At 74.4% G+C, this 26,266-nt stretch carries 25 protein-coding genes and 1 pseudogene; 12 read left to right on the top strand and 14 right to left on the bottom strand.

Going from position 1 to position 26,266, the window contains the following annotated elements; translation table 11 throughout:
- Window positions 1–21: 21 nt before the first annotated feature.
- Window positions 22–1,608 carry an ABC-F family ATP-binding cassette domain-containing protein gene (locus tag HCJ93_RS01000; RefSeq protein ID WP_167990167.1) on the top strand — a complete coding sequence of 529 codons (1,587 nt, stop codon included), beginning with the start codon at window positions 22–24 and terminating at the stop codon, window positions 1,606–1,608.
- A 118-nt stretch (window positions 1,609–1,726) separates the two neighbouring features.
- Here HCJ93_RS01000 and HCJ93_RS00995 read toward each other — a convergent pair whose 3' ends face one another.
- A complete protein-coding gene (locus HCJ93_RS00995; RefSeq protein ID WP_167990166.1) occupies window positions 1,727–3,172 on the bottom strand; it encodes a dihydrolipoyl dehydrogenase family protein in 1,446 nt (481 codons plus the stop codon).
- A 118-nt stretch (window positions 3,173–3,290) separates the two neighbouring features.
- Here HCJ93_RS00995 and trxA point away from each other — a divergent pair, with 118 nt between their 5' ends.
- Window positions 3,291–3,692 carry a thioredoxin gene (trxA, locus tag HCJ93_RS00990; RefSeq protein ID WP_167990165.1) on the top strand — a complete coding sequence of 134 codons (402 nt, stop codon included), beginning with the start codon at window positions 3,291–3,293 and terminating at the stop codon, window positions 3,690–3,692.
- A gap of 59 nt (window positions 3,693–3,751) precedes the next feature.
- Here the strand turns inward: trxA and HCJ93_RS00985 are convergent, their stop codons facing one another.
- Window positions 3,752–4,789, bottom strand: coding sequence for a LacI family DNA-binding transcriptional regulator (locus HCJ93_RS00985; protein ID WP_240967383.1), 1,038 nt, complete (start codon window positions 4,787–4,789; stop codon window positions 3,752–3,754).
- A gap of 274 nt (window positions 4,790–5,063) precedes the next feature.
- Window positions 5,064–5,705: pseudogene (locus HCJ93_RS00980) on the bottom strand (TetR/AcrR family transcriptional regulator); the annotation flags it as partial.
- A 119-nt stretch (window positions 5,706–5,824) separates the two neighbouring features.
- Between HCJ93_RS00980 and HCJ93_RS00975 the strand changes: the two are divergent.
- Window positions 5,825–6,388 (top strand): NADPH-dependent FMN reductase, encoded by a 564-nt coding sequence (locus tag HCJ93_RS00975; protein WP_167990160.1) that lies wholly within the window; start codon window positions 5,825–5,827, stop codon window positions 6,386–6,388.
- 181 nt (window positions 6,389–6,569) lie between these two features.
- Here HCJ93_RS00975 and HCJ93_RS00970 read toward each other — a convergent pair whose 3' ends face one another.
- From HCJ93_RS00970 to HCJ93_RS00955, 4 genes are read right to left on the bottom strand one after another with little or no spacing between them, the layout of a single operon-like run.
- The gene (locus tag HCJ93_RS00970; protein ID WP_167990158.1) at window positions 6,570–7,727 is read right to left on the bottom strand and encodes an XdhC family protein; all 1,158 of its coding nucleotides are present in this window, start codon (window positions 7,725–7,727) and stop codon (window positions 6,570–6,572) included.
- Window positions 7,720–9,849, bottom strand: a complete 2,130-nt coding sequence (locus HCJ93_RS00965; protein WP_167990156.1) for a xanthine dehydrogenase family protein molybdopterin-binding subunit — start codon at window positions 9,847–9,849, stop codon at window positions 7,720–7,722. Before HCJ93_RS00965 ends, HCJ93_RS00970 begins: the two co-directional genes overlap by 8 nt.
- Window positions 9,846–10,838, bottom strand: a complete 993-nt coding sequence (locus tag HCJ93_RS00960) for an FAD binding domain-containing protein (RefSeq protein ID WP_167990155.1) — start codon at window positions 10,836–10,838, stop codon at window positions 9,846–9,848. The genes HCJ93_RS00965 and HCJ93_RS00960 overlap by 4 nt, the downstream gene beginning before the upstream one ends.
- Window positions 10,835–11,392: a (2Fe-2S)-binding protein gene (locus HCJ93_RS00955; protein WP_167990153.1), complete on the bottom strand. Its 558-nt coding sequence runs from the start codon at window positions 11,390–11,392 to the stop codon at window positions 10,835–10,837. Before HCJ93_RS00955 ends, HCJ93_RS00960 begins: the two co-directional genes overlap by 4 nt.
- A 228-nt stretch (window positions 11,393–11,620) precedes the next feature.
- Between HCJ93_RS00955 and HCJ93_RS00950 the strand changes: the two genes are divergently transcribed.
- Window positions 11,621–12,217, top strand: coding sequence for a TetR/AcrR family transcriptional regulator (locus HCJ93_RS00950; protein WP_167990151.1), 597 nt, complete (start codon window positions 11,621–11,623; stop codon window positions 12,215–12,217).
- A gap of 359 nt (window positions 12,218–12,576) precedes the next feature.
- Here HCJ93_RS00950 and HCJ93_RS00945 read toward each other — a convergent pair whose 3' ends face one another.
- Window positions 12,577–13,482, bottom strand: a complete 906-nt coding sequence (locus HCJ93_RS00945) for a LysR family transcriptional regulator (protein ID WP_167990150.1) — start codon at window positions 13,480–13,482, stop codon at window positions 12,577–12,579.
- Between the two features lie 163 nt (window positions 13,483–13,645).
- Here HCJ93_RS00945 and HCJ93_RS00940 point away from each other — a divergent pair, with 163 nt between their 5' ends.
- Together HCJ93_RS00940 and HCJ93_RS00935 are read left to right on the top strand one after the other, a co-directional pair.
- A complete protein-coding gene (locus tag HCJ93_RS00940) occupies window positions 13,646–13,885 on the top strand; it encodes a hypothetical protein (protein ID WP_167990148.1) in 240 nt (79 codons plus the stop codon).
- Between the two features lie 214 nt (window positions 13,886–14,099).
- Window positions 14,100–15,287 carry a CaiB/BaiF CoA transferase family protein gene (locus HCJ93_RS00935; protein WP_167990146.1) on the top strand — a complete coding sequence of 396 codons (1,188 nt, stop codon included), beginning with the start codon at window positions 14,100–14,102 and terminating at the stop codon, window positions 15,285–15,287.
- Window positions 15,288–15,439: 152 nt separating this feature from the next.
- On the opposite strand, the gene HCJ93_RS00930 is transcribed toward HCJ93_RS00935, so the two are convergent.
- Window positions 15,440–16,102: a phosphoribosyltransferase gene (locus tag HCJ93_RS00930; protein WP_167990145.1), complete on the bottom strand. Its 663-nt coding sequence runs from the start codon at window positions 16,100–16,102 to the stop codon at window positions 15,440–15,442.
- Between the two features lie 378 nt (window positions 16,103–16,480).
- Between HCJ93_RS00930 and HCJ93_RS00925 the strand changes: the two genes are divergently transcribed.
- A complete protein-coding gene (locus HCJ93_RS00925) occupies window positions 16,481–16,864 on the top strand; it encodes a peptidase M23 (RefSeq protein ID WP_167990143.1) in 384 nt (127 codons plus the stop codon).
- A 203-nt stretch (window positions 16,865–17,067) separates the two neighbouring features.
- Here HCJ93_RS00925 and HCJ93_RS00920 read toward each other — a convergent pair whose 3' ends face one another.
- The 4 genes from HCJ93_RS00920 to HCJ93_RS00905 form a co-directional block, all read right to left on the bottom strand.
- Complete coding sequence (locus tag HCJ93_RS00920) at window positions 17,068–17,517, bottom strand: hypothetical protein (protein WP_167990141.1); 450 nt, start codon at window positions 17,515–17,517, stop codon at window positions 17,068–17,070.
- 168 nt (window positions 17,518–17,685) lie between these two features.
- Window positions 17,686–18,486 carry an FHA domain-containing protein gene (locus tag HCJ93_RS00915; protein WP_240967382.1) on the bottom strand — a complete coding sequence of 267 codons (801 nt, stop codon included), beginning with the start codon at window positions 18,484–18,486 and terminating at the stop codon, window positions 17,686–17,688.
- A gap of 117 nt (window positions 18,487–18,603) precedes the next feature.
- Window positions 18,604–19,449, bottom strand: coding sequence for an aminoglycoside adenylyltransferase domain-containing protein (locus tag HCJ93_RS00910; RefSeq protein ID WP_167990140.1), 846 nt, complete (start codon window positions 19,447–19,449; stop codon window positions 18,604–18,606).
- A complete protein-coding gene (locus tag HCJ93_RS00905; protein WP_309141280.1) occupies window positions 19,446–19,979 on the bottom strand; it encodes a cysteine hydrolase family protein in 534 nt (177 codons plus the stop codon). Before HCJ93_RS00905 ends, HCJ93_RS00910 begins: the two co-directional genes overlap by 4 nt.
- A 125-nt stretch (window positions 19,980–20,104) precedes the next feature.
- On the opposite strand from HCJ93_RS00905, the gene HCJ93_RS00900 reads away from it, so the two are divergent.
- Window positions 20,105–20,551 carry a type II toxin-antitoxin system PemK/MazF family toxin gene (locus HCJ93_RS00900; RefSeq protein WP_167990137.1) on the top strand — a complete coding sequence of 149 codons (447 nt, stop codon included), beginning with the start codon at window positions 20,105–20,107 and terminating at the stop codon, window positions 20,549–20,551.
- On the opposite strand, the gene HCJ93_RS00895 is transcribed toward HCJ93_RS00900, so the two are convergent.
- Window positions 20,536–21,411, bottom strand: a complete 876-nt coding sequence (locus tag HCJ93_RS00895; RefSeq protein ID WP_167990135.1) for a TIGR02452 family protein — start codon at window positions 21,409–21,411, stop codon at window positions 20,536–20,538. The two genes, HCJ93_RS00900 and HCJ93_RS00895, sit on opposite strands and share 16 nt — an antisense overlap.
- A 295-nt stretch (window positions 21,412–21,706) precedes the next feature.
- Here HCJ93_RS00895 and egtA point away from each other — a divergent pair, with 295 nt between their 5' ends.
- Genes egtA through egtD form a run of 4 tightly spaced genes read left to right on the top strand, consistent with a single transcriptional unit; the run spans window position 21,707 to window position 26,086 of the window.
- Window positions 21,707–23,005 (top strand): ergothioneine biosynthesis glutamate--cysteine ligase EgtA, encoded by a 1,299-nt coding sequence (gene egtA, locus HCJ93_RS00890; protein WP_167990133.1) that lies wholly within the window; start codon window positions 21,707–21,709, stop codon window positions 23,003–23,005.
- Window positions 23,002–24,318: an ergothioneine biosynthesis protein EgtB gene (gene egtB, locus HCJ93_RS00885; protein ID WP_167990132.1), complete on the top strand. Its 1,317-nt coding sequence runs from the start codon at window positions 23,002–23,004 to the stop codon at window positions 24,316–24,318. The genes egtA and egtB overlap by 4 nt, the downstream gene beginning before the upstream one ends.
- Window positions 24,318–25,124 carry an ergothioneine biosynthesis protein EgtC gene (gene egtC / locus HCJ93_RS00880; RefSeq protein WP_167990130.1) on the top strand — a complete coding sequence of 269 codons (807 nt, stop codon included), beginning with the start codon at window positions 24,318–24,320 and terminating at the stop codon, window positions 25,122–25,124. The genes egtB and egtC overlap by 1 nt, the downstream gene beginning before the upstream one ends.
- A complete protein-coding gene (egtD, locus tag HCJ93_RS00875) occupies window positions 25,121–26,086 on the top strand; it encodes an L-histidine N(alpha)-methyltransferase (RefSeq protein ID WP_167990129.1) in 966 nt (321 codons plus the stop codon). The genes egtC and egtD overlap by 4 nt, the downstream gene beginning before the upstream one ends.
- Window positions 26,087–26,266 lie beyond the last annotated feature (180 nt).

The following is a 26,266-nucleotide window of genomic DNA, read 5'->3' as shown; positions in this document are numbered from 1 at the left end:
GCCAGTTCGGAGCGTCATCCCATGATCACCGTTCGTGATGTCGACGTGCGCGTGGGCGCGCGTCTGCTGCTGTCCGGCGTGTCCTTCCACGTCTCCCCCGGCGACCGGGTCGGCCTGGTGGGGCGCAACGGCGCCGGCAAGACCACCCTGATGAACGTCCTGGCCGGGACCCTGCGGCCCGCCTCCGGGACCGTCACCACCCACGGCGGCATCGGCCACCTGCCGCAGGACTCCCGTGCCGCGGACCAGTCGGTCACCGTCGCCGACCGGATCCTGTCCGCGCGCGGACTCGACCGTGCCGTGAGGGCGTTGCGCCGGGCCGAGGAGGCGATGGCGGACGGCACCGAGCGGTCGATGCGGGCGTACGTGCGCGCCGAGGCCGAGTTCCAGGCGCGCGGCGGGTACGCGGCGGAGGCAGAGGCCGCCCGGGTCGCGGCCGGAGTCGGGCTGCCGTCGGCGCTGATGGAGCGGCGGCTCGCCGCGCTCTCCGGCGGCCAGCGACGGCGGGTGGAGCTGGCCCGCATCCTGTTCGCGGGCCACGACACGCTCCTGCTGGACGAGCCGACCAACCACCTCGACACGGACGCGGTCGACTGGCTGCGCGGCTTTCTGACGAACCACCGGGGCGGGCTGGTGATGATCAGTCATGACACCTCCCTGCTCGCCGGCACGGTGAACCGGGTCTTCCATCTGGATCCGCAGCGGGCCGCGCTGGACGTCCACAACACCGGCTGGGAGACGTATCTGGCCCGGCAGGAGGCGGACGAGCGGCGGCGCGCGCGGGAGCGGGCCAACGCCGAGCGCAAGGCGGCCTCGCTGCACGCCCAGGCGGACCGGATGCGGGCCCGGGTGTCGACGGCGGTGGCCGCGCGCAACATGGCCCGCCGCGCCGACCGTCTGCTGGCCGAGCTGGAACCGGAGCGGCGCAAGGAGCGCACGGCGCGGATCCGGCTGCCCGAGCCGGCGCCCTGCGGGCGGATCCCGCTCGGGGCGGTGAGCCTCGTCAAGGCGTACGGCGGGCAGCGGGTGCTGCACGGCGTCGATCTGGCCGTGGACCGGGGCAGCAGGCTGGTGGTACTGGGGCCCAACGGGGCCGGCAAGACGACCCTGTTGCGCATCCTGGCGGGCCACGAGCGGCCGGACGAGGGCAGGGTGGTGCACGGACACGGGCTGCGGCTGGGCTACTTCGCCCAGGAGCACGACACCCTGCGCCCCGACCTGACCGTGCGCCGGCAGCTGGCGTCGGTCGCTCCGGGTCTGACGGACGGTGAGGTGCGCAGTGTGCTGGGGTCGTTCCTGTTCTCCGGCGACGACGCGGACAAGCCGGTCGGTGTGCTCTCCGGCGGCGAGAAGGCCCGGCTGGCGCTGGCGGGGCTGGTGCACTCGGGGGCGAACGTGCTGCTGCTCGACGAGCCCACGAACAACCTCGACCCGGCGTCCCGGGAGGAGGTGCTCACGGCGGTGGGCACCTATCCGGGCGCGATCGTCATGGTGACCCACGACGAAGGGGCCGTCACGGCCCTGCGCCCGGACCGGGTCCTGCTCCTGCCGGAGGCGGAGGAGGACCTGTGGAGCGAGGACTACCTGGAACTGGTGGCCTCCGCATGAGCGGGGCGACGGCTCCCTCCGGCTGAACCGGGGGCCGGCGGCCGCCGCCTGCGCCGCGAGAGGGGGCGGCGCCCCACCGGGCGAGCCGCGGGCGCCGCCGGGAGGGCCGGCCTCCGCGTCAGCTGTCGCGGTACGCCTCCAGCAGGCGGAGCCAGACCTCGCTGATCGTCGGGTAGGAGGGGACCGCGTGCCACAGGCGGGGCAGCGGGACGCGGGCGGTGACCGCGATGGTGGCCGAGTGGATGAGCTCGCCGACGCCGGGACCGACGAAGGTGACTCCGCGCAGGATCTCCTCCTCCACGTCGACGACCATCCGGGCGCGGCCCCGGTAGCCGTCGGCGTAGAGCCCGGCGCCGGCGACGGTGGCGAGGTCGACGTCGACGGCGCGGACGCGGTGGCCGGCCTGCTCCGCCTCGGCGAGGGAGAGGCCGACGGCCGCCGCCTCGGGGTCCGTGAAGACGACCTGGGGGACGGCGGCGTCGTCCGCGGTCGCGACATGCGCGCCCCAGGGGTCGGTCGCCACGGGTTCGCCCGCGGCCCGGGCGGCGATCGCGGCGCCCGCGATGCGGGCCTGGTACTTGCCCTGGTGGGTGAGCAGGGCGCGGTGGTTGACGTCGCCCACGGCGTAGAGCCAGTCGTGGCCGGTCACCCGGAGGCTGTCGTCCACGGGGAGCCAGGAGCCCGGTTCGAGGCCGATCGTGTCGAGGCCGATGTCGTCGGTGCGGGGGGCGCGGCCGGTGGCGAACAGGATCTCGTCGGCCTCGATGCGGTCGCCCTTGTCGGTGACCACGGTGAGCGTGCCGTTCTCGCGGCTCACCGAGGTCACCGAGGTGCCGGTGCGGATGTCGGCGCCCGCCTCGGCGAGCGCCTCGGCCACCAGTTCCCCGGCGAAGGGCTCCATGCGGGCCAGCAGGCCGCCGCCGCGGACGAGGAGGGTGACGCGGGAGCCGAGGGCCTGCCAGGCGGTGGCCATCTCGGTGGCGACCACGCCGCCGCCGACCACCACGAGCCGGCCGGGTGCCGCCTTGGCGCTGGTGGCCTCCCGGCTGGTCCACGGTTCGATCTCGTCGAGTCCTGGCAGGTCGGGCAGCCGGGCGCGGCTGCCGGTGCAGACGGCGACGGCGTGCCGGGCGGTGAGGACCCGGCGGCTGCCGTCGGATCCGGTGACGGTCACCGTGCGCTCGCCGGTGAGCCGCCCGTGCCCCCGGTACAGGTCGGCGCCGATGCTCTCCAGCCAGGAGACCTGTCCGGCGTCGTCCCAGCCGGAGGTCTCGTAGTCCCGGTGGGCCAGGACCTCCGCGGTGTCGAGGGGGCCCTGCACGGATCGGCGCAGGCCGGGGACGCGGCGGGCGTCGGCGCGGGCGATGACCGGGCGCAGCAGGCTCTTGCTGGGCATGCACGCCCAGTAGGAGCACTCGCCGCCGACCAGCTCGCTCTCCACGACGGCGGTGGTGAGGCCGGCCGCGCGGGTGCGGTCGGCGACGTTCTCCCCCACGGGCCCGGCCCCGAGCACCACGACGTCGTAGGCGATGGGTGCGTTGTGCGTCGATTGCGATTCCGTCATGGCGTCAGTCTGGTGGGTGGTGTGCACGGTGGCCACATGGGTAGGGGCGCGGAATACGTGACCGGCCGGCCGTGTTGTGCCGACGGCTCGACCCGACACCAGGAAGAGGGACCACGCCATGAGCAGCACCGTTGAGCTCACCAAGGAGAACTTCGACCAGATGGTCACGGACAACGAGTTCGTCCTGATCGACTTCTGGGCCGAGTGGTGCGGGCCGTGCCGGCAGTTCGCCCCGGTCTACGAGAAGGCCGCGCAGGAGAACCCCGATCTGGTGTTCGGCAAGGTGGACACGGAGGCGCAGCCGGAGCTGGCCGCGGCCTTCGGGATCCAGTCGATCCCCACGCTGATGATCGTCCGGGATCAGGTCGCGGTGTTCGCCCAGCCGGGTGCCCTCCCGGAGGCGGCCCTGACCGATGTCATCGGGCAGGCGCGCAAGCTGGACATGGACGAGGTCCGCCGGCAGATCGCCGAGCAGCAGGCACAGCAGGGCCAGGGGCAGGCACCGGGCGACGGCGCCTGAGCCTCCCGCCGGTTGCGTCCCCGCCGAGGGGATGCGGGTCCTCGGGTCCGCAGGCCGCGTCAGCTGGACTCGCGCTGCACCACCGTCGCGCCGAGCACTTTGTGTGCCTCGGGCGCGGCGGCCGGGTCGCGCACGGCGCGGTCGACCAGCTCGGCCAGCTCGCAGCCGGAGGGCAGTTCCAGGTGGACGGTGCTCAGCCGGGGCCGCAGCAGCCGGCCGAGCACCAGGTTGTCGGCGCCCACCACGGCGGTCTCCTCGGGGATGCGGATGCCCTCGTCGAGCAGGGCGCGCATCAGCAGCATGGCGTACTCGTCGTTGTAGGTGAACACGGCGTCCAGGCCGAGGTCGCGCCAGCGGGCGGCGAGCCGGGCGGCGGCCTCCTCGTCGTAGGCCAGGGGCAGTTCTGTGACCTCGGCGTCGGTACCGTGCAGCGCCTCGCGCACCCCGGCGAGGCGGGGTGCGGAGAACGTCTCCAGGCCCCGGTCACGGGGGACGACGACGCCGATGCGGCGCCTGCCGCGGTCGAAGAGGTGGGCGCCGGCGCTGTGGCCGACGACCTCATGGTCCAGCAGGAGGGCGTGGGCGCCCTCGACGGACTCCGGACCCAGGGTGATCACTGCGCGGGCGCCGGAGCGCTTGAGCACCGCGACGCCGCCGGGTCCGAGACCCGAGCCGGGCACCAGGACGGCCACGGGCCTCAGTTCGGCCCAGGCGCGGGCGGCCTCGTCGTCGTGACCGCCGGTCGTGCCGAACTGCACCACGGTGTAGTCGAGCCGGCCCAGCGCCTCCTGCAGTTCGGTGATGAACCTGCTGTACAGGGGGCCGACGGGGAAGGCGGGGGCGGGCATCAGGACCGTACGGCTGTGCCCCGCGCGCAGGCTGCGCGCCGCGGCGTGCGGGACGTATCCGAGTTCGCGGGCGGCCTCGCGGACCCGGCGGCGGGTGGGCTCGCTGATGCGGACGGCGACGGCGTTGTTCAGCACGTAGGAGACGGTCGCGCGCGAGACGCCGGCCAGGCGGGCCACATCGGCGCTCGTGGGGACCGAGCGCGTCGGTGCGGGGGACGCAGGGGCGGATTGTTTCGGTATCTGCACCATGACGTACCGCATCTAAGCAGAAGCCCGAACGGGGCCTTCAGCCGGGGGAGTTGAGCGACGCGGTCGGCAGATGCGGGAGGGATGCCACAAGGGGTCAGACGGCCCTGTCCGCGCCCCGGTCGGCCCCGTCCGCACCCCGGCCGTCCCCGTCCGCCGCCCGGCCGTCCCCGTCCGCCGCCCGGCCGTCCCCGTCCGCCGCCCGGCCGTCCCCGTCCGCCGCCCGGCCGTCCCCGTCGGCGGTCCGGCCGTCCCCGTCGGCGGTCCGGCAGGCCCCGCCCGTCACCCGGTCGACCAGGTCCACCCAGGCCTCCTCCAGGCGGCTGAGCGGCATGCCGCACTGCCGGGTGAGGTGGTGCACCAGCGCGGGGTCCAGCGGTGCCATCAGGGTGTGCGCCAGCAGCTCGGAGTCCGCATCCGGCACGGCCTCGCGCAGCAGCAGCGTCACATGGTGGCGCAGCACCCTGCGCGGCGGTGCGGTGAAGCGGCGGTCCGCGGCGGGCTCGGCCGCCAGTTGCAGTTCGAGCTCCTCCGAGGTGCGGCGCAGCATGGCGAGACCGAAGGCGCGCAGCCGCTCCACCGGCGGTGCGCCCGGTCCCAGCGGCGGCGGGCCGCTCAGGAAGGCGGCCTGGAACTTGCGCTCGGAGTGGTCGAGCAGGGCGGACAGCAGCCCGGTCCGGTCGCCGAAGCGGCGGAAGACGGTCCCCTTGCCGACGTTGGCCTCGGCGGCGACGGCGTCCATGGTGAGGCAGTCGGCGCCGCGCTCGGCGACGAGGCGGGCGGCGGCCTCCAGCAGACGCGCCCGGTTGCGTGCGGCGTCGGCGCGCAGGCAGGGGTCGGGCTCCGCGCCGAGCTGGAGCAGTTCCTGTGCTTCGACGGGCTCCGGCGACGTCGGGGTGGGCGGCTGAACGGCGGACATGAAGCCAGCGTAAAGCATCGGAATAGAACTGGACCGCGGTCCGGTTAAAGTGCTACAACAGAACCGGACCTCGGTCCGCTTGTTAAGGGCCTGTTTCACACCCCTCCCAGGAGATCTTCATGTCCGTTCGCATCCTCGCCCTCGTCGGCAGCCTCCGCGCCGGCTCGCACAACCGCCAGCTCGCCGAGGCTGCGGTCAAGCTCGCGCCGGAGGGCACCAGCGTCGACGTCTACGAGGGGCTGGCCGACATCCCCTTCTACAACGAGGACATCGACGTCGAGGGCAGCGTCCCGGCCGCCGCGGTGAAGCTGCGCGAGGCCGCCGGCAGCGCCGACGCGCTGCTGCTGTTCACGCCCGAGTACAACGGCACCATCCCTGCCGTGCTGAAGAACGCCATCGACTGGCTGTCGCGTCCGTACGGAGCCGGTGCGATCAGCGGCAAGCCGGTCGCCGTGGTCGGCACCGCCTTCGGCCAGTACGGCGGCGTGTGGGCGCAGGACGAGACCCGCAAGGCGGCCGGCATCGCCGGCGCGAAGGTGCTCGAGGACATCAAGCTCTCCATCCCGGGCTCCGTGACGCGCTTCGCCGAGACCCACCCGGCCGAGGACACCGAGGTGGCGGAGCAGCTGACCGAGGTCGTCGCCCGTATCCAGAGCCACGCGGCTGCGCCGGCCGCGGCCTGAGCCGCACGGGAGCGGCCGCGGCGCACCCGGGGCCGATGGCACGAGAAGGGCCGGAGCGTTCTCCGCTCCGGCCCTTCGGCATGACAGACGTGACCGGCCCCGCCTTCGGCACGAGGGCATGACCGGCCCGGGCGGGGCGCTCCGGCCGATGTCGTCGGCAGCCGGCTTCCCGGCCCGCGCGTCAGGCGGCGGCAGCGTCACGGTCCTCCGCGGGCGGGCCCGGTGCGGGAAGGTCCGGTGCGGGCCGGTGGATCGGGGTGCCGGAGACGGTCAGCGGCAGCCCCGTGCCGCCCCGGCTCGCGGCGACGATCTCCGCGGTGATGGACAGCGCCGTCTCCTCCGGGGTGCGGGCGCCGAGGTCCAGGCCGATCGGCGACCGCAGGCGGGACAGCTCGGCGTCGGTGAGGCCGGCGGCGCGCAGCCGGCGTTCGCGGTCCGCGTGGGTGCGGCGCGAGCCCATCGCCCCCACGTAGGCGACCGGCCGCCGCAGCGCCTCCACCAGCAGCGGGACGTCGAACTTGGCGTCGTGGGTCAGCACGCACAGCACCGTCCGCCCGTCGGTCCTCGTGCGCCGCAGGTAGCGGTGCGGCCAGTCGACCACGACCTCGTGGGCGTCGGGGAACCGGGCCCGGGTGGCGAAGACCGGGCGGGCGTCGCAGACGGTGACGTGGTAGCCGAGGAAGCGCCCGGCCCGCACCAGCGCCGCGGCGAAGTCGATCGCACCGAAGACGATCATGCGGGGCGGGGCCAGGTTCGTCTCCACGAGCAGGGTGACCCCGCCCGGGCAGTGCGAGCCGTCCTCCCCCACCTCGACCGTGCTGGTGCGGCCCGCCTCCAGCAGGGCACGGGCCTGTTCGGCCGCCGTCCGGTCCAGTTCGCCGGGTCCGCCGAGGCCGCCCAGCCGGGTGCCGTCGGGCCGTGTCAGCAGGCCACGGCCGACCAGGTGTCCGGGGCCGCGGACGACGCGGGCGAGCGCCACCGGCTCGCCCTGGGCGGCGGCGGTCACCGCGGCGCGGACCGCCGGGTCCTCCTCCACCGGCGTGACCAGTACCTCGATGACCCCGCCGCAGGTCAGTCCGACGGCGAAGGCGTCCTCGTCGCTGTACCCGAAGCGTTCGCGCACCGGGACGCCGTCCCGGAGCGCCTGCAGGCACAGCTCGTACACCGCGCCCTCGACGCAGCCACCGGACACCGAGCCGATCACCGTGCCGTCCTCGTCGACGGCGAGCGCGGCGCCGGGGCCGCGCGGGGCGCTGCCGCTGACGCCGGAGACGGTGGCCACCGCGAAGCGCCGGCCCTCGTCCAGCCAGGTGCTCAGCTCACCGGCGATGTCAAGCATCGACGGCTCCCGCCGCGATCACCCGGTCCGGTCGGATCGGCAGGTGGCGGTGGCGTACGCCGGTGGCGTGCCAGACCGCGTTGGCGACGGCCGCCGCGGCGCCGACGATGCCGATCTCGCCGATGCCCTTGATGCCGACCGGGTCCTCCGGGTCCGGGTCGTCCACCCAGTCCGCCTCGATCGCCGGCACGTCGGCGTGCGAGGCGATGTGGTAGCCGGCCAGGTCGCCGCCGTAGAGCCCGCCGAAGGCGGGGTCGCGGACCGCTTCCTCGTGCAGGGCCATGGACAGGCCCCAGGTCATGCCGCCGACGAGCTGGCTGCGGGCGGTCAGCGGGTTGACGATGCGGCCGGCGGCGAAGATGCCGAGCATGCGCCGCACCCGCACCTCACCGGTGGCGGGATCGACGGCTACCTCGGCGAACTGGGCGCCGAAGGAGTGCCGTTCCTTCTGGGAGAGGGTGCCGAGCGCCTCGGTGGTGTCGGCCCGCACGGTGAGGCCGTCCGCCGGGATGTCCGGGGCGGCCGCCAGCCGTTCGCGCAGCTCCCGGGCGGCCGCCATGACCGCCCAGGACCAGGAGCGGGTGCCGGTGGAGCCGCCCGCGATCATCGCAGGGCCGAAGGCGCTGTCGCCGATCCGCACCCGCACCCGGTCGGGTGTCACCTCCAGGGCGTCGGCGGCGACCAGGGTGAGGGCGGTACGGGCCCCGGTGCCGATGTCGGCCGCCGCGATGCGCACGGTGAAGGTGCCGTCGGGTTCGGCGGTCAGGCTCGCCGTGGACGGCCCCGCCCCGGCGCCGAAGGAGGCGGCGGCGGTGCCGGTGCCGAGCAGCCAGCGGCCCTCTCGCCGCACGCCGGGGCGCGGATCGCGGCCGGCCCAGCCGAACCGGCGGGCGCCCTCGCGGAAGCACGCGGCGAGGTTGCGCCCGGCGAACGGCAGCCCGGAGACCGGGCCGCGCTCGGGGTCGTTGCGCAGCCGCAGCTCGATCGGGTCGATGCCCAGCTTCTCGGCGAGTTCGTCGAGCGCCGACTCCAGGGCGAAGGAGCCCGGCGCCTCGCCCGGGGCGCGCATCCAGGTCGGCGACGGCACGTCGAGGGGCACCAGCTCCGAGGCCGTGCGGTGCGCGTCCGCGTCGTAGAGCACCCGGCCCGGGATGGAGGCGAGTTCGAGGAACTCGTGGACGGTGGAGGTGTGGTTGAGGGTGCGGTGCTCCAGGGCGCGCAGCCGTCCACCGGCGTCGGCGCCGAGCCGGACCCGCTGGACGGTGGGGCTGCGGTGACCGGTGAGGCTGAACATCTGACGCCTGGTCAGCACGACCCGCACCGGCCGGTCCAGGACGCGGGCGGCCATCGCGGCGGCGACCTGGTGGGCGCGCAGGCCCTTACTGCCGAATCCGCCACCGATGTGCTCGGAGCGCACCCGGATGTCGGCCGGGTCCAGGGCGAACAGGCCGGCCAGTTCGCTCTGCACCCAGGTGGTGCCCTGGTTGGAGTCGAGGAGGTCGAGCCGGCCGTCCTCCCACCGCGCGGTCGCCGCGTGCGGCTCCATCATCGCGTGGTGTTCCTCGGGAGTGGTGTACTCGGCGTCCACCACGGCGGCGGAGGCGGCGAGTTCGGCCTCCAGATCGCCCTTCTCCGTCACCCCGGGCAGGTAGTCGTCCACCGTGCGGGCCTCCGGCCGGTCCGCGGTGAGGGCGATGTCGTGCGGCTCCTCCTCGTAGGTCACGGTGAGCGACTCGGCGGCCTCGCGGGCCTGTTCGGGCGTCTCTGCGACGACCAGGGCGACGGGCCAGCCCGCGTGCGGCACCCGGTCGTGCTGGAAGACGGCCGCGGTCTGGTCGTGTGCGCCGAACTGCCGCTCGTAGTCGGTGCGGAGCCGGGGTGCGTTGCCATGGTGGAGGACGGCCAGGACGCCGGGCATCGCCAGGACGGGCCCGGTCTCGACGGAGCGGATCCGGCCACGGGCCACACGGGAGACGACCAGCCAGCCGTGGGCGAGGCCCGGGAGCGGGAACTCGGCGGCGTAGCGGGCGGCTCCGGTGACCTTCTCCAGGCCCTCCACGCGGGGATGGGCGGTGCCGACCGCGCCGGCCGCCGTGGCGGGGCGAAGGGGCGTGGTGGTCATCGGGCGGCCTCCTGGGCGAGGTCGGTCAGCACGGCCACGACGAGATTGCGCATCAGGGTCACCTTGTAGGCGTTGTCGGGCAGCGGGCGGGCGGCGGCGAGCTCGGCGTCCGCCGCGGCGGCGAAGTGCTCCGCGTCGGCCGGGGAGCCGACGAGCGCGCGCTCGGCGGCGTGCGCCCGCCAGGGGCGGGAGGCGACCGCGCCGAACGCCAGGCGCACATCCCGCACGACGCCGTCGTGCACCTCGAGCGCGGCGGCGACAGAGCCGATGGCGAAGGCGTAGGAGGCGCGTTCGCGCACCTTGCGGTAGCGGGAGCGGGCGGCGACCGGGGCGGCCGGCAGGGTGACCGCGGTGATCAGCGCGCCCCGCGGCAGCGCCGTCTCGCGGTGCGGGGTGTCCGAGACCGGCAGGTAGAGGTCGGCCAGCGGCAGCTCCCCCGGCCCGTCGGCGGTCTGGTAGGAGACGACGGCGTCGAACGCGGACAGCGCCACGGCCATGTCGGAGGGGTGCACGGCCACGCAGTGCTCGGAGGCGCCGAGGATGGCGTGATTGCGGTGCTCGCCCTCGATCGCGGGGCAGCCGCTGCCCGGTTCCCGCTTGTTGCAGGGTTTGGTCACGTCGGCGAAGTAGCCGCAGCGGGTGCGCTGCAGCAGATTGCCGCCGACGGTGGCCATGTTGCGCAGCTGACCGGAGGCGCCGGCCAGGACGGCCTGGCTGAGCGCCGGACAGCGGCGGCGCACCTCCGGGTGGGCGGCGAGGTCGCTGTTGGTGACGGTGGCGCCGATGCGCAGTCCGCCGTCGTCGGTGAGCTCGATGCCGTCCAGCGGGAGCCGGCGGATGTCGACGAGGCGGGCCGGGCGTTCGACGCCGGTCTTCATCAGGTCGACGAGGTTGGTGCCGCCGCCGAGGTAGCGGGCGCCGGGGTCCGCGTCGAGCAGCGCCACCGCGCCGGTGACGTCGTCGGCGCGCCGGTATCCGAACTCCCTCATGCCGCCTCCTCCTTGGCGCTCTCGTCCTGCTGCGCGGCGGCGCGGGCGACCGCTCGGACGATCGACACATAGGCGCCGCAGCGGCAGAGGTTGCCGCTCATGCGTTCGCGGATCTCCTCGTCGGTCAGCTCGGGCGGCCCGTGCTCGGGCCGTACGTCCTCGGTGGCGGCGCTGGGCCAGCCCGCGGCGTGCTCCTCGAGCACGGCGACGGCGGAGCAGATCTGGCCGGGCGTGCAGTACCCGCACTGCAGGCCGTCGAGTTCGAGGAACGCCTGCTGGACCGGGTGCAGTTCGCCGCCCCGGGCCATGCCTTCGATGGTGGTGATCTCCTGGTCCTCGGCGGCCACGGCGAGCTGCAGGCAGGCCAGGGTCCGGCGGCCGTCGACCAGGACGGTGCAGGCGCCGCACTGGCCCTGGTCGCAGCCCTTCTTGGTGCCGGTGAGATCCAGGCGCTCACGCAGGGCGTCGAGCAGTGTGGTGCGGTGGTCGAGCGACAGCTGGTGCTTCTCGCCGTTGATGTTCAGGGTGACGGTGCTGGACGTCGAGGGATGCATGAACAGCCTTCCTGCACGGATCCGGGCAGGCGCCGGTGGCGGCCTTCCGGACGGCGGACGGATGACGGGTCAGGCCGGGCTGGGGGGTGTGCAGACAGGGCGCGGGTGCGCCGATACGATGACTGGTAAGCAGTAAGCGGACAGCTGTCCGGTACTACCCGGAACCGTAGTGGACAGCTGTCCGGTTAGCAAGGGGTCGATTCCGGCCGCGACCCACGAGGAGGACGAGTGGGGCAGGACAAGGACGCACCCCTGCGCTCGGACGCCCAGCGCAACCGGGAGCGCATCCTGGAAGTCGCCGTCGCCGAGCTGACCCGCTCGGCGGAGGTCCCGCTGAGTCAGATCGCCAAGAAGGCGGGGGTCGGGCAGGGCACCTTCTACCGCAACTTCCCCAACCGCGAGGCGCTGGTCCTGGAGATCTACCGGCACGAGGTGCAGCAGGTGGCCGACACCGCGGACCATCTGCTGTGCACACGGGAACCGGACCGGGCCCTGCGCGAGTGGATGGACCGGTTCGCCCGGTTCGCCATCACCAAGGCCGGCCTCGCGGACGCGATCCGCCAGGCCACCAGCGCGCCGGGGAGCCCGGCGGCGCCGGGCAAGGCGCCGATCACCGCCGCGATCGACCGCCTGCTGCGGGCCGGCGAGGCGGCCGGCACCATCCGGCCCGGGCTGACCCCCGAGGACTTCTACCTCGCCATCGCGGGGCTGTGGCACCTGGATCCGCGCGGCGACTGGCAGCCGCGTGCGGCCCGGCTGCTGGACATCGTCATGGACGGGTTGCGGGCTCCGGGGCAGGGGGCGCGGACCGCCCCTCCGGCTTAGGGGGTCTGGAAGCCGTCGCCCCACGGAGCGCGGACGCTGCTGCGGGGCGGCGAGGCGAGCGGGGGCGCTCAGAGCGGGACGACGCGACGCCCACGAGACGGGCGGTCGGCACAGCGCCCCCGGCCAGAGCGATGACGGGCCTCTTCCGGGGCAGACCCCGGCGCTCGCGAACCGAGCGGCAGCGCACCTGAGCCGGGGCGGGTGCGGGGCACGATGCCCGCGATGAGAGAATTGCTCCCGCGGGAGGGACGGGCCGCCGTCCGATCGGGCCGACGCCGTCCACCGAGCCACCGCGAGACCCTCCGGTCACCACCGGCCCCTTCGGGCCGCCGCCGTCCGCTCGAGCCGCCACGGGCTCTTCAGGCCACCGCCGTCGACGCGAGTTCCCGCAGCTGCGTCAGGGCGGCACGGACCGCCGGGCGGGCGTGGCCGCCGCCGCGGGTGACGGTCAGCAGCTTGCGGTGGGGATTGCCTGAGCAGCGGACACGGGTGATCGGGAGGTGCGGCGTGAGGTGCGCCAGGCGTGGGATCAGGGCCACGCCGAGGCCGTTGGCGACCAGATGCGCGGTGACGTTCCAGTCGAGGGCGTGGTGCACCACCTCCGGGGTGAAGCCGGCCGCGCCGCACGCCGACATCACATGCGTCCGGCAGGGACTCTCCGGCACCGGGGCGATCCACGGCTCGTGCGCCGCGTCGGCCAGCTCGATTCGCTCGCGCCCGGCCAGCCGGTGCCCCTCCGGCACCACGAGGTCGAACGGGTCGTCCAGCAGAGACTGCTGGTCGAACCGCGTGTCGCTCAGCGGCGGGTTGTGCGGCGTGACCTCCGCCACGACCAGGTCGACGGCGCCCTCGAAGAGCAGGTCGAAGCTCTGCGGCACCCCCGCCTCGGTGATCCGGACGGACAGCCGGGGATGAAGTTCACCGAGCCGTGCCGCCATCGGCGCCAGCAGCACCGGGACGGCCACCGTGAACCCGGCGACCCGCAGCAGCCCCGCCGGTTCCCCGTGATCCGCCCGCAGGTCCAGTTCCGCCTGCTCCCAGCGGGCCTGGATGGCGTCGGCGTGCGCCAGCAGGCTCTCCGCGGCCGGCGTGAGCCGTACACCCCGCCCCTGCGGCTCCAGCAGGTCGACGCCGAGGTCGCGGGAGAGCTGCCGGATCTGCTGGGAGGCGGCGGACGGGGTGAAGTGCAGAGCCTGGGCCGCCGCGGTGACCGTGCCGTAGTGGGCGACCGCTCTGAGGACGTGCAGCCGGCGCAAGTCAATCATGTAGCCCAGGCTTCACGGTCTTCTTCAGAAAGTCAACCTGGACGTGAACGGTTGTCAGGCCGCACCCTGGCTGTGTCAGGACGAACGGCGGCCCCGGGAGCACCGCACGCGACAGCGGCCGCAGCAACCGCACCGCACACACGGAGAGTTCGAAGGAGTCAACATGGCCAGCACGACCGGCACCACGGGAACCACCGGCACCACCACGTGCCCGTACTGCGGTTGGCCGGACCACGCCGAGCCGTTCCAGGTGGTGTCGCGGCACGGCACCTCGGCGGGCAGCACGGTCTGGACGCGGTGCGGCTGCGGTTCGCTGCAGGTCCGCGTGGTCGGCGACGAGGGCATGCGGATCGTGTCCCGGAGCAGGCCCGCCGATCTGCCGTGGGGCGACCCGGCGCCCTGAACCGACCCACTCCGCCGGTGCGCCCGGGCGCCCTGGCGGTCAGGGGGCCTGCCCCGGACCGGCGCGCACCGGCGTCGACAGGCGGCGGGGGCACCCCGGCCGGCGTCGACAGGCGGCGGAGGGCACCCCGGCCGCCGTTGACAGGCGGCGGAGCACACCCGTACTAATCGAAACTGTCGGGACGGATGATCCCGCCGGGAGCGGAGGCACGGACGTGCAAGGACATCCCCTGTCGGGGGTCACGGTGATCAGCCTGGAGCAGGCCGTGGCCGCGCCCTACGCCACCCGGCAGCTCGCCGACCTCGGTGCCCGGGTGATCAAGGTGGAGCGGCCCGGGGAGGGCGACTTCGCCCGGCACTACGACACCACCGTGCACGGGCAGTCCAGCTACTTCGTCTGGATCAACCGCTCCAAGGAGTCGCTCACCCTCAATCTCAAGGACCCGCGCGGCCTGGAGATCCTGCACAGCCTGCTGGAGGGCGCCGACGTCTTCGTCCAGAACCTGGCCCCGGGCGCAGCCGACCGCCTGGGCCTGAGCACCGAGGAGCTGACCCGGCGCTACCCGCGGCTGATCCCGTGCACCGTCTCCGGATACGGCACCACCGGCCCGTGGGCCGACCGCAAGGCGTACGACATGCTGGTGCAGTGCCAGACCGGGCTGGTGTCGCTCACCGGCACACCCGAGGGCACGGCCCGCACCGGGATCTCCGTCGCCGACATCGCCGCCGCGATGTACGCCTACAGCGGGATCCTGACCGCCCTCTACACCCGCGCCACCACCGGCGAGGCGCACCCGGTGGAGGTGTCCCTGTTCGAGGCGCTCGGCGAGTGGATGGGCCAGCCCGCCTACTACACCCGCTACGGCGGCACCCAGCCCCCGCGCCTGGGCACCCAGCACGCCACCATCGCCCCCTACGGCACCTACCGCGCGGCCGACGGCCGGGAGGTGCTGTTCTCCATCCAGAACGAGCGCGAGTGGGCGGCGCTGTGCTCCGAGTTCCTGCGCCGTCCCGACCTGACGGACGATCCGCGCTTCGCCACCAGCTCCGCCCGGGTCGCCCACCGCGACGAGCTGAACACCGTCATCGCCGAGCGCTTCGCCCGCTCCGACGCCGGCGAGCTGCTGAAGGACCTGGAGTCCATCGGCATCGCCTGCGCCGGCGTCAACGACATGCACGCCTTCCTCGACCACCCCGTCCTCGCCGCCCGTGGCCGCTGGAGCGAGGTGGCCGTGCCCGGCGGCACGACCGTCGAGGCCCTTCTCCCGCCCGCCGACCTCGCGGGTCTCCCCCCGCGCATGGACCCGGTACCCGCCGTCGGCGAGCACACCGACGCGATCCTCACGGAACTGGGCCACTCCCCCACCGCCATCGAGGCCCTGCGTGCCGACGCGGTGATCTAGAACCGCCCGGCAGTGATCCGGACGGATCCTCCTCCCCCCCCGCCGTGCCCCGGAGGGGCCAGAACCCCCGCAGTCTCCCGGACGGATCCCCGACGCCCCCAATGGCCCGAACGCCCCCGGGGCCCGGACGGCTCCGGGCCGCGCGGCCCGGCTCACCGGCCGCCCGCTCCCTCGGCCCTCTCCTGCAGCGCGGCCAGCACGTCCTCGTCGGTCAGCTGCTCGAAGTCGTCGTACCACTGCCCGACGGCCATGAACCCGGCCGGCTCGGACAGGCACACCACCTCGTCGGCCTCCCTCCGCATCAGCGCGGCACCCTCCGGCGAGGCGACCGGCACCGCGAAGACCAGCCGCGCCGGCTGCTGCCGCCGCACCGAACGCAGGGCGGCCCGGGCGGTCGAGCCGGTCGCCAGACCGTCGTCCACCACCATCACCGTCCGGCCCGCCAGTTCCGGCGCGGGCCTCCCCCGGCGGTACAGCGCCTCCCGCCGACGCAGCTCGGCCCGCTCCCGCTCCACCACCGGCTGTAGATCCGCCTCGCTCATCCCCAGCCGGTACAGGGCCTCCTGGTCGAACAGCGGAACCTCGTCACCGGCCATCGCCCCGACCCCGTACTCCTCGTGGAACGGCGCCCCGATCTTCCGCACCACCAGCACATCCAGCGGCGCCCCCAGCGCCCGCGCCACCTCCCGGCCCACGGCGACCCCGCCCCGGGGCAGAGCAAGCACGATCGGGTCCGGCCATCCCCCTGCCTCCCCCCGCGCACGCAGCCGCTCGGCCAGCTCCCGCCCGGCCTGCCGACGATCCCGGAAGCGCATCTCACCCCTCCTGCCCATCCCGCCAGCAGTTCCGGCTCCCGCGTACCCCGCTGCCGGAAGCCGAAGCACGACGCCCCCCACCCACTGGCAGGGGCGGGCGTGCCAGTGGGTGGGGGCGCTCTGCCGATGTCGGCCGGGGCCGAGTGCGGGTCCTCCGTGCCGGCGAGGCCGCCGATGCCGACGATGCCGACGATGCCGGCGGGGCAGCGTGTCCCTCCGCGCAGCCCGCTGCGGGGGGTGAACGGGCCCGGTTCCTGACATCTGTCAGGAACACTTCCGTGCCGCGGGTTCCTAGTGTGATGGAGCGGCGGCCCCTTCCGGCGAGCGCCGGCCCGGGCCGCAGGCAAAGGAACACCCAGTCGAATCCGGGGGACAACCATGAAGCAGCTGACCCGCCGTACCGCCACCGCGCTGGGCGCGGCCGTGCTCGCCGTGGGCGCACTCGCCGCCACCGCGCAGGCCGCACCCGCCGCGCCCGCGGCTCCGGCCGGGGGCGACCCGACGCTGACCGACGTCTACATCTGGGCCACCGACGTCAACCTGCGCGCGCACCCGACCACCAAGTCCAATGTGCTGGCGGTCCGGTCGACGTACTGGCTGGACGCGGTCTGCCAGAAGCAGGGCGAGACCGTCACCGACCCGGCGGTGGGCACCAACAACTGGTGGACCGCCGTCCAGGAGTTCGCTGGGAGCGACATCGCCTGGGTGAACAACCTGTACCTGCGCGGCGGGCAGAAGATCGAGGGCGTTCCCGACTGCTGACCCGCGCAGCCGGCCCCGGCGGCCATGTGCCGGGGCCGACGGGGGACGACGGGGGACAACGGGGGATGTACAAGCGCCTGTGGGCGGCCACCCTGGAGCAGGGTGGCCGCCCACAGGCCTTTTACCCCGTGACCGCCGACGGGCTCCCCCGCGGGCCGCCGGCGGTCGTTCCCCCGTGGTCGGTCGCCGCGATGCGCCGGTCGTCAGTACCAGGCGGTCGTGGCCATGATGTGGCCGTCGCAGGTGAGCATCGCCCGGGAGACGCGGCCGTTCAGGTTGTTGCCGATCTTCGTGTAGGCGTAGTTGATGCCGGGGTCGACGGTCTCGGAGACCCAGCCGTCGGCGCGGCCCGTCCCGTTGTTCGAACGCTCCAGCACCGCGGCACAGTTGCTGCGCGAGTTCTCGATCCGGGCGAAGGAACCGCACTTGTCCGAGTAGAAGTACTTCAGCGCCATGCCGTCGGCGTACTTGGTGCCCCCGACTTGCCGGAACGTCCCCGAGCAGCTGGAGATGGTGGGATACTGCCCCTCCATGCTGTAGGCGCCGTAGTTGCCGCCCGAGTACGGGGCGGCGACGGCGGATGCGGGCAGGAGCGCCAGCACCGCGGCGGCACCCCCGGCTGCGAGCAGAGTCCTGAGCGAACGGCGGCTCATGGTCCCTCTTTCCTGTGTCGGCGTGTGGTGACCCGGGGCGACGGCTCGCTGCCGTCGTCCGGTGATCGTGAGCCTACGAGCCGTCACCGCCGCTGCGACACCTGACAGATATCAGGGTGGGCGGGCCGGGTGTCAGGGCGGGGGTGCCGGGCGTCTGGCCGGCACGGGTCAGGTGCGGGGCCTGCGCGGCAGCAGGGCGAGGTGCTCCTCGCGTACCAGGCCGAAGCGCAGCGCGACCGAGGCGAGCCGGGCCCGCTTGGCCCCGGTGCGGCCGCCGCCGTCGGCGGTCGTGCCCGCCTCCTCTCCCGGGTCCAGGCGCAGCTTGGTGAAGGACAGGTAGTCGATGTGGTAGTTCACCGCCGAACGGGTGAGGTCCCGGCAGGAGTCGAGTGGGCGGAGGCGTTCCACGATCTCTCCGACGCCGGGCAGCGTGGAGTCGGAGGGGTCGCGCAGCCGGGGCTCGCACAGCGCGACCAGCACCAGGAAGTACTTCGCCGTGGGGTCGAGCGCGAACGGGTGGACGGTCTGTTCGCCGAGGCCGTCGGAGGGCCGGTCGCCGAGGTAGGCGTGCTGCGGCGCGAAGACCTTGAAGGAGGCGGTGCCCGCCAGGGCGGGCAGCACCACACGGGAGAACTCGAAGGGCACGGGTGCCCCGAGCCGGCCCGGGGCGACGGTCAGGTACTCGCCGGCGCCCTCCAGGTTCTCCACCACGTAGGACACACTGCGGCTGAAGTTGGACAGCCGCCAGTAGTCGCCGGCCGCCTCCAACTGGCCCGCGTGACGGGAGATTCCGGGGTCGTCGAGCGGGATGGCCACGTCGGTGCCGCCGGGCTGCCCCCGGCCGAAGGAGACGATGTCGCCGGGCCCCAGGTGCAGCAGCCTCGGCTTGCCTCCCCCGCCACGGGGCGGGCTGGGCAGCTGGTCCTGCGGATCCGTGGCGTCCGGCAGCTGGACGATGATGGTCTCCATGGCGGCTCCCCCGACGAGTCGCCAGAAATTGTAGGGGCGCGTTCCGCTTGTCGGCGAGGCGGCACGACGGGCGCCGGTGACCCCTGAGGGCGCGAAGCCGGGCAGGTCAGCGGCCGGTCAGCGCGGTGCTGCGCCGCCGGCTGCCGCCGCCCGTGCCTCCTCCACTCCCTCGGCCACCCGCTTCAGGAAGGCCCGCACCTCGTCCCTCGGCAGCGGGAGCGCCTCGGCGCGCGGGCGTTCGAAGCTGCGCAGGGCGGCCGCGAGCAGGGCCCGGAAGGCCGGCTCGGCCCCGGCCACCGCCGTGGCGGCCCGGCGCTTGGGCAGCCAGCGGCCGGTGCGGCAGAACATCAGGGAGCGGCAGCCGTTGAGCACCCGGTTGTCCGCCAAGTGTCCCTCGCCCTCCTCGTGTTCGCGAACGGAGGCGCGAAGTGCGCCGAGCAGTACCGGGTGTTCGGGCGCGGCGACCACCCGGCGGGCCGGCGGGCCGTACAGCGCCAGCCCGCACTGCCGTGCCACGGAGCGGTCTATGACGTACCAGAAGGGCTGGGCCCCGGCCGGGTCGCAGCTGACCTTGCCGGGCAGTCCGTCGCCGGTGTTGAGGTCGAGGAGGTATCCGGCCTCACCGGACGGACGGGCCGCGAAGTCCGCGTCGTAGACGACCAGTTCGAGCCCGGCGGCGGGGCACCGCAGGCCGGGGTGGCGCAGGGCGCCGGCCAGCTCCGTCAGGGCCGGGGCAGGGAGGCCGGGTGCCACCACGACGGTCACGTCGACATCGCTGCGTCCGTGCCGGTAGTCCCCGAGCGCGACGGAGCCGACGGCGAGCACGCTCACCAGGTCCGCTCCGCAGACGGCACGGGTCCGTCCGACCAGCTCGGTCAGGTAGGGCCGCAGCTCGACGGGGACGCCGGGAGACCCGGGGGATCCGGGGGATCCGGGGGATCCGGGGTCCTCGGGACGGTTCACTTCCACAGATCTCCGCTCTCGCACACCTTGGCACCCATGTTCCGTTCCATCATGCGCAGCGCCGCGTCGGCGAGGTCGGCGTGGATGTGCGCGACGGCGTCGCGCGGGACGACGACCTGGTAGTGGCGGATGTGGGCGTCCAGCGAGGAGTAGAGGACGCACTGCTCGGTGACCTGCCCGCACAGCACCAGTTCGTCGATGCCCTGCTGGCTCAGCAGGTAGTCCAGCGGGGTCTCGAAGAAGATCGAGTGCCGGGCCTTGACGACGAAGAGGGAGGAGTCGTCGGGGCGCAGCGGTTCGACGAGCCGGGCGTGCGGTCCGGCCAGGGCCTTCTCCAGCAGCTCGCCGTGGTGCGAGCGCCACTCGCCGAAGTTGTCGTTGACGTAGATGACCGGGACGTCGCGGCGGCGGGCGCGTTTCAGCAGGCCGGCGATGACCGGGACGACGGGTTCGGCGGTGGGGATCAGCTGCTCGGCGTCCTGGTGATCGTAGGTGTTGATCATGTCGATGACGATCAGTGCGGTGGTCACAGCGAGCTCCCAGCGGTGGTGCGTCGTCCGGGGACGGGGCGGGGCCCGGCCGTCCCTGCCGGACCCCACCGCTCTCCGGGTTACCCGGCGGCCGGCGTTCACGCACGTCCGCGTACGGTACGACTGTGACCGCCTACAGCCCTGAGAACTTCCCCGGCCGTTACGGCCCGAGCGCGACCACCGAGGCCGACCCCCGTGAGGTGGGCCGGGTGCGCACCGAGTACTCGCCCGCGTACGACGGCGACCCCGATCCCGGGGAGATCGTCTGGACCTGGGTCCCCTACGAGGAACGGGACGGCCGGGGCAAGGACCGGCCGGTGCTGGTGGTGGCCCGCGAGGCGGCGGGGACGCTGCTCGCGGTGCAGCTGTCCAGCAAGGACCACGACGGCGACCGCGACTGGGTACCGATCGGCAGCGGTCCCTGGGACCGCTCGGGCCGGGCGTCCTGGGTGGCCCTCGACCGGGTGCTGCGCCTGCACAACGAGGGCATGCGCCGCGAGGCGTGCGCCCTGGACCGCGTGCGCTTCGACCTGGTCCGCCACCGTCTGCGGGAGCGCTACGGCTGGAGCTGAGGCCCGGCTGCGGCTGAGGCCGGGGCGGCGTCCGCGCGCGTCAGGTCGGCAAGGACGCGGTCGAAGACCCCGCGGGTCTCGCCGCGCCGGTCCAGGATGGCGAAGACCACGTGTGCGAACGCGCCCGCGAAGCGTCCGCCCGGCCCGAGGAGGGCACGGAACGCGCCGGCCACCTGTGCGGGGTCGTTGCGGAACACGCCGCAGCCCCAGGCGCCCGGCACGAGGGCGCGGTAGCCGTGGGCGGCCGCGGTCTCCAGGACCCGCTCGGCGCGGACCGCGAGGGCGCGGGGCAGCCCGGCCGCGCGCTCCGGGGCGGTGCGCAGGACGACGCCCGCGTTGGGTGCGGGCGAGGTGAGGAAGCCCGCGGTGAACGGCTCGCTCAGGAGCACGCCGCGGTCGTCGCGGAAGACGGGCACACCCGGTGAGTGGATGACGCGGTCCGAGTAGAAGGGGTCGCGGACGGCGCGGTGGTGCTCGTAGTACCCGGGGGCGCGCAGCAGGCAGGCGTACAGGGCGGAGGCACGGCACAGGGCCTCCTCCTGGGCCTTGGCGCCGTTGAGGTAGCCGCCTCCCGGGTTGCGGGCGGAGGCGAAGTTCAGTACGGCGGGCGTGCCGTTCCCGGTGTCGGAGGCGAGGCGGCGCGCGGCCCCGAGGCTGCTCTCGCCGGTCACCTCGAACCGGGTGGCGACGGAACGGAACGGCGGCACCGGTACCGGTTCCGGGCCGTACAGCCGGGTCCCGGCGAGGGCGGCGTCGAGCTCCGTCCGGAGGGACACCTCGCGCCCGTCAGGCGCGCGGTAGCGCCCTGCGGCAACGATCCGCTCCGTCTCGCGTGCGAGATCGCGCAGGCGCCCGCTCACGCCCCGACCCCCGTGCGCGGCGTGGGCGAGAGCCGCGCGATCTCTCTCGTCGTGCTCATGCACGCATCCTGGGTGATCCTGGGGAGGCGGCGCAACGCAGTTTCCCTCCCCGCCGGGAGCCGGGAACGCCGGAGAAAGCCCAGGCCAGAAGCCTGGAGAGGAGTGTGACAGACCGGGAACGCGCCCGCAGGCGCCCTTGTGCCCGGCGCGCCCGCCGTCTTGGGTGGGACGCGTCGCTGCCGGCCGGGCCCACCGAGCCCCGACCGGCATGGTGGTATCTCAGGAGGATCCCGACATGTCTGCATCGGCAGGTGGCTGTACCGACCCGCCTGACGCCGTCACCGAGGCGGAGGCGGACGCCCTGGTCCGCGGCATCTGCTTCAAGACCGGACCGCCGAGCCGCCTCGGAGTCGAGGTGGAATGGCTCGTTCACGAGCTGCGCGGCCCGCAGCTCCCCGTCTCCCGCGAGCGACTCGAAGCGGCCTATGCCGCACTGCGGACGCTGCCCCTCGGCTCGGCACTCACCGTGGAGCCCGGCGGCCAGCTGGAGCTGAGCTCGCCGCCCGCCGGGTCACTGACCGAGTGTGTGGGCGTCGTCGCCGCCGACCTCGAGGCCGTGCGCGCGGTACTGCGCGAGGACGGTCTGCGACTGGTCGGCCTGGGCCACGACCCCTGGCACCCGCCCCGCCGTTACCTGCGTGAACCGCGCTACGACGCCATGGAGGCCTGCCTCGACCGGGAGGGCCCGGCCGGCCGGGCCATGATGTGCACCTCCGCCTCGGTGCAGGTCTGTGTGGACGCCGGGTACGAGGAGCCCGGCCCCCTGGGCCATGTGCGGCGCTGGTGGCTGGCGCACCAGCTCGGCGCGGTCCTGGTCGCCGTGTTCGCCAACTCCCCGCTGGCCGGCCGCCGGGCCACCGGCTGGCTGTCCACCCGGCAGCTGCGCTGGGCGCAGATCGGATCCGGCCGCGCCGGCGGTCCCCCGCTGGACGCCGACCCGCGCGGCGCGTGGGCCCGGCATGTGCTCGACGCGCCGGTGATGTGCGTACGGGGGGAACGCGGTCCGTGGGCGGTGCCGGATGCGCTGACCTTCCGGGAGTGGACCAGGTCCCGGCGGCCCAGGCCGCCCACCCGGGAGGATCTCGACTACCACGCCACGACCCTGTTCCCGCCGGTCCGGCCGCGGGGGCATCTGGAGCTGCGGATGATCGACGCGCAGCCCGGTGACGACGGCTGGATCGTGCCGCTCGCGGTGACGGCGGCGCTGTTCGACGATCCGCAGGCCGCCGAGACCGCCTACCGGGCGGTGAAGCCGCTGACCGAGCGGACGCTGGGCCGGCCGGCCCCGCACAATCCGCTGTGGCGCGACGCGGCCCGTGTCGGCCTCGCCGACCCTGAGCTGCGCGAGACCGCCGCCGTGTGCTTCGCGGCGGCTCTGGAGGCCCTGCCCCGGCTGGGCGCCACGGGTGAGGTGGTGGACGCCGTGGCGGCGTTCGAGGACCGCCATGTCAGGCGGGGGCGCTGTCCCGCCGACGACCTGCTCGACGCGCTCCACGCCGGGAAGTCCCCGTACGGGAAGGACCTGAGCTCATGACCGACCTCGCCCCCGGCACCGAGACCCTGCGCGAGCGCGCGGTCACCTCGCTGGTCACCGCCCGCGACCGCACCACCCTGCTGACCGAGTGCGTGGACGAGCCGGATCTGACCGCCCAGCACTCGCCGCTGATGTCCCCGCTGGTGTGGGACCTGGCGCACATCGGCAACCAGGAGGAGCAGTGGCTGCTGCGGGCCGTCGCCGGGCAGGAGGCGCTACGGCCCGAGATCGACAGCCTCTACGACGCTTTCGAGCACCCGCGCGCCGAACGCCCGAGGCTGCCGCTGCTGCCGCCGGACGAGGCCCGCCGCTACGCCGCCGAGGTGCGCGGCCGGGCGCTGGACGTGCTGGAGAGCGCCGCGTTCGACGGGACCCGGCTGACCGAGGCAGGTTTCGCCTTCGGGATGATCGCGCAGCACGAGCAGCAGCACGACGAGACGATGCTGATCACCCACCAGCTGCGCAAGGGCCCGCAGGCGCTGACGGCGCCCGACCCGGATCCGGTGCCGCTGTTCGCCGGACCGTCCGAGGTGCTGGTGCCGGGCGGTCCTTTCACCATGGGCACCTCCACCGAGCCGTGGGCGCTGGACAACGAACGGCCCGCGCATGTGCGGGAGGTGGCGCCGTTCTGGATCGACACCACCCCGGTGACCAACGCCGCCTATCTGGCGTTCGTCGAGGACGGCGGCTACCGGGACCCGCGCTGGTGGACCCCGGAGGGCTGGGCGCACATCCGCCGCAACTCCATCACCGCGCCGCTGTTCTGGCGTCTGGACGGCGGCCAGTGGCTCCGCAGGCGCTTCGGCCTCACCGAGGTGGTCCCGCCCGACGAACCGGTGCTGCACGTGTGCTGGTACGAGGCGGACGCCTACGCCCGCTGGGCCGGGCGGCGGCTGCCCACCGAGGCCGAGTGGGAGAAGGCCGCGCGGTACGACCCGGCCGGCGACCGCTCGATGCGCTACCCGTGGGGCGACGCCGACCCGGGCCCCGAGCACGCCAACCTCGGCCAGCGGCATCTGCGTCCGGCGCCCGCCGGCAGCTATCCGGCCGGTGCGTCGCCGCTCGGGGTGCGGCAGCTGATCGGCGACGTCTGGGAGTGGACGGCGAGCGACTTCCTGCCGTACCCGGGCTTCCAGGCGTTCCCGTACCGGGAGTACTCGGAGGTGTTCTTCGGCTCCGACTACAAGGTGCTGCGCGGCGGTTCGTTCGCGGTGGACCCGGTGGCCTGCCGGGGCACGTTCCGCAACTGGGACTATCCGATCCGGCGGCAGATCTTCTCCGGCTTCCGCACCGCACGCTCGGAGGACGTCTGATGTGCCGTCATGTGGCCTACGTGGGGCCGGAGGAGCCGCTGGGGCGGCTGCTCGTGGAACCGCCGCACGGCCTGTACCGGCAGTCGTGGGCGCCGCGCCGCCAGCGCTACGGCACGGTCAACGCCGACGGCTTCGGCGTCGGCTGGTACGCGCCGGGCGATCCGGTACCGGCCCGGTACCGGCGGGCCGGGCCGGTCTGGGCGGACCTGTCGTTCGCCGATCTCGCCCGGGTGGTGCGCACCCGGGCGCTGCTGGCGGCCGTGCGGGACGCCACGCTCGCGGGCGCGGACGCGGAGGCGGCCGCGGCGCCGTTCGCCGCGGGGACCTGGCTGTTCAGCCACAACGGGGCGGTCCCCGGCTGGCCGGGCAGCCTCGCGCCGCTGGTGTCCGCGCTGCCGCCCGAGCAGCTGCTGTCGCTGGAGGCCCGCAACGACTCGGCGTTCGTGTGGGCCCTGGTGCTGGCCCGGCTGCGGTCCGGCACCCCGGACGGGCAGGCGCTCGGCGACACGGTCCTCGAGGTGGCCGGGGCCGCCCCCGCCGCCCGGCTCAATCTGCTGCTCACCGACGGTGGCACCGTCTCGGCCACCGCCTGGGGCGACACCCTGTGGTACCTGGTCCGTCCCGGCGGCGGCACCGTGGTGGCCTCCGAGCCCTACGACGACGACCCGCACTGGCAGGAGGTCCCGGACCGCACCCTGCTCACCGCGAGCCGCACCGAGGTGCTGCTCACCCCCCTGCACCAGCCGGCCGGCGCCCTGGCGGCCGCCCCCGCCCGAGCCGCGTCACCGAAGGAGCCGAGTACGTGAGTCCGTTCCGCATCACCCGCACCCTGCCCGAGGACGCCACCGGCGCGGCCCTGCGCGCCGACGTCCTGCACGGCCTGACCGGCGACCCCAGGACGCTGCCGCCGAAGTGGTTCTACGACGCCCACGGCAGCGAACTGTTCGAGAAGATCACCCGGCTCCCCGAGTACTACCCCACGCGGGCCGAGCGGGAGATCCTGTCCGCCCGCGCGGGCGAGATCGCCGCCGCGGCCGGCGCCCGCACCCTGGTGGAGCTGGGCTCCGGCTCCTCGGAGAAGACGCGGCTGCTGCTCGGCGCCCTCACCGAGTTGCACACCTACATACCCGTCGACGTCAGCGAGAGCGCGCTCCGCCAGGCCGGCCGGGCGCTGACGGCCGAGCGCCCCGGCCTCGACGTGCACGCTCTGATCGCCGACTTCACCGGCCGGCTCACGCTGCCGGACGCTCCGGGGCCGCGGCTCGTGGCGTTCCTCGGCGGCACCATCGGCAATCTCCTGCCCGGCGAACGGGCCGCGTTCCTGGCCTCCGTGCACGCGCTGCTGGCGCCGGGCGACGGTCTGCTGCTCGGCACCGACCTGGTCAAGGACGAGCAGGTGCTGGTGCGCGCGTACGACGACGAGGCCGGGGTGACCGCCGCGTTCAACAAGAACGTGCTGACCGTGATCAACCGGGAGCTGGGCGCCGACTTCGACCCGGCCGCCTTCGAGCACGTCGCCCTCTGGGACGCCGAGCGGGAGTGGATCGAGATGCGGCTGCGTTCCCGCACGGCGCAGACGGTGAAGGTGCCCGCGCTGGATCTCGCCGTGGACTTCGCGGCGGGCGAGGAGCTGCGCACCGAGGTGTCGGCGAAGTTCCGCGGGGAGGGAGTGCGTGCCGAACTGGCCGCCGCGGGGCTGGAACTGAGCCGCTGGTGGACGGATGCGGAGGGACGCTTCGCGCTGTCGCTGAGCATCGTGCGCCGATGACGGGTGCGGAGGACGGCGCGCCGAACACGGTGGGCCGGCCGGCAGGGGTGCCGGGCACCGTGCGCCCCGGACCGGGCGGCCACACGGCGAGCGCGGTGTGCCGGCCGGCGGGCACCGGACACGTACACCGGCCGGCGGGGCGCCGGCCTCGGTGCGCCGACCGCTGGGGCGCCGGGCGGT

This window comes from Streptomyces composti (genome assembly GCF_012034205.1).
Lineage (GTDB): Bacteria > Actinomycetota > Actinomycetes > Streptomycetales > Streptomycetaceae > Streptomyces > Streptomyces composti.
This window is presented reverse-complemented; position numbering and strand designations above follow the sequence as displayed.

Excerpts from the sequence above, each read along its gene's own strand:
- HCJ93_RS00945 (WP_167990150.1), bottom strand. The coding sequence starts at position 13,482 with ATGATTGACTTGCGCCGGCTGCACGTCCTCAGAGCGGTCGCCCACTAC.
- HCJ93_RS00985 (WP_240967383.1), bottom strand. The coding sequence starts at position 4,789 with ATGGTGCAGATACCGAAACAATCCGCCCCTGCGTCCCCCGCACCGACG.
- HCJ93_RS00940 (WP_167990148.1), top strand. The coding sequence starts at position 13,646 with ATGGCCAGCACGACCGGCACCACGGGAACCACCGGCACCACCACGTGC.
- HCJ93_RS00920 (WP_167990141.1), bottom strand. The coding sequence starts at position 17,517 with ATGAGCCGCCGTTCGCTCAGGACTCTGCTCGCAGCCGGGGGTGCCGCC.
- HCJ93_RS00975 (WP_167990160.1), top strand. The coding sequence starts at position 5,825 with ATGTCCGTTCGCATCCTCGCCCTCGTCGGCAGCCTCCGCGCCGGCTCG.
- HCJ93_RS00955 (WP_167990153.1), bottom strand. The coding sequence starts at position 11,392 with ATGCATCCCTCGACGTCCAGCACCGTCACCCTGAACATCAACGGCGAG.
- egtC (WP_167990130.1), top strand. The coding sequence starts at position 24,318 with ATGTGCCGTCATGTGGCCTACGTGGGGCCGGAGGAGCCGCTGGGGCGG.
- egtB (WP_167990132.1), top strand. The coding sequence starts at position 23,002 with ATGACCGACCTCGCCCCCGGCACCGAGACCCTGCGCGAGCGCGCGGTC.
- HCJ93_RS00970 (WP_167990158.1), bottom strand. The coding sequence starts at position 7,727 with ATGCTTGACATCGCCGGTGAGCTGAGCACCTGGCTGGACGAGGGCCGG.
- HCJ93_RS00965 (WP_167990156.1), bottom strand. The coding sequence starts at position 9,849 with ATGACCACCACGCCCCTTCGCCCCGCCACGGCGGCCGGCGCGGTCGGC.
- HCJ93_RS00995 (WP_167990166.1), bottom strand. The coding sequence starts at position 3,172 with ATGACGGAATCGCAATCGACGCACAACGCACCCATCGCCTACGACGTC.
- HCJ93_RS00915 (WP_240967382.1), bottom strand. The coding sequence starts at position 18,486 with ATGGAGACCATCATCGTCCAGCTGCCGGACGCCACGGATCCGCAGGAC.
- trxA (WP_167990165.1), top strand. The coding sequence starts at position 3,291 with ATGAGCAGCACCGTTGAGCTCACCAAGGAGAACTTCGACCAGATGGTC.
- HCJ93_RS00960 (WP_167990155.1), bottom strand. The coding sequence starts at position 10,838 with ATGAGGGAGTTCGGATACCGGCGCGCCGACGACGTCACCGGCGCGGTG.
- HCJ93_RS00930 (WP_167990145.1), bottom strand. The coding sequence starts at position 16,102 with ATGCGCTTCCGGGATCGTCGGCAGGCCGGGCGGGAGCTGGCCGAGCGG.
- HCJ93_RS00925 (WP_167990143.1), top strand. The coding sequence starts at position 16,481 with ATGAAGCAGCTGACCCGCCGTACCGCCACCGCGCTGGGCGCGGCCGTG.
- HCJ93_RS01000 (WP_167990167.1), top strand. The coding sequence starts at position 22 with ATGATCACCGTTCGTGATGTCGACGTGCGCGTGGGCGCGCGTCTGCTG.
- egtA (WP_167990133.1), top strand. The coding sequence starts at position 21,707 with ATGTCTGCATCGGCAGGTGGCTGTACCGACCCGCCTGACGCCGTCACC.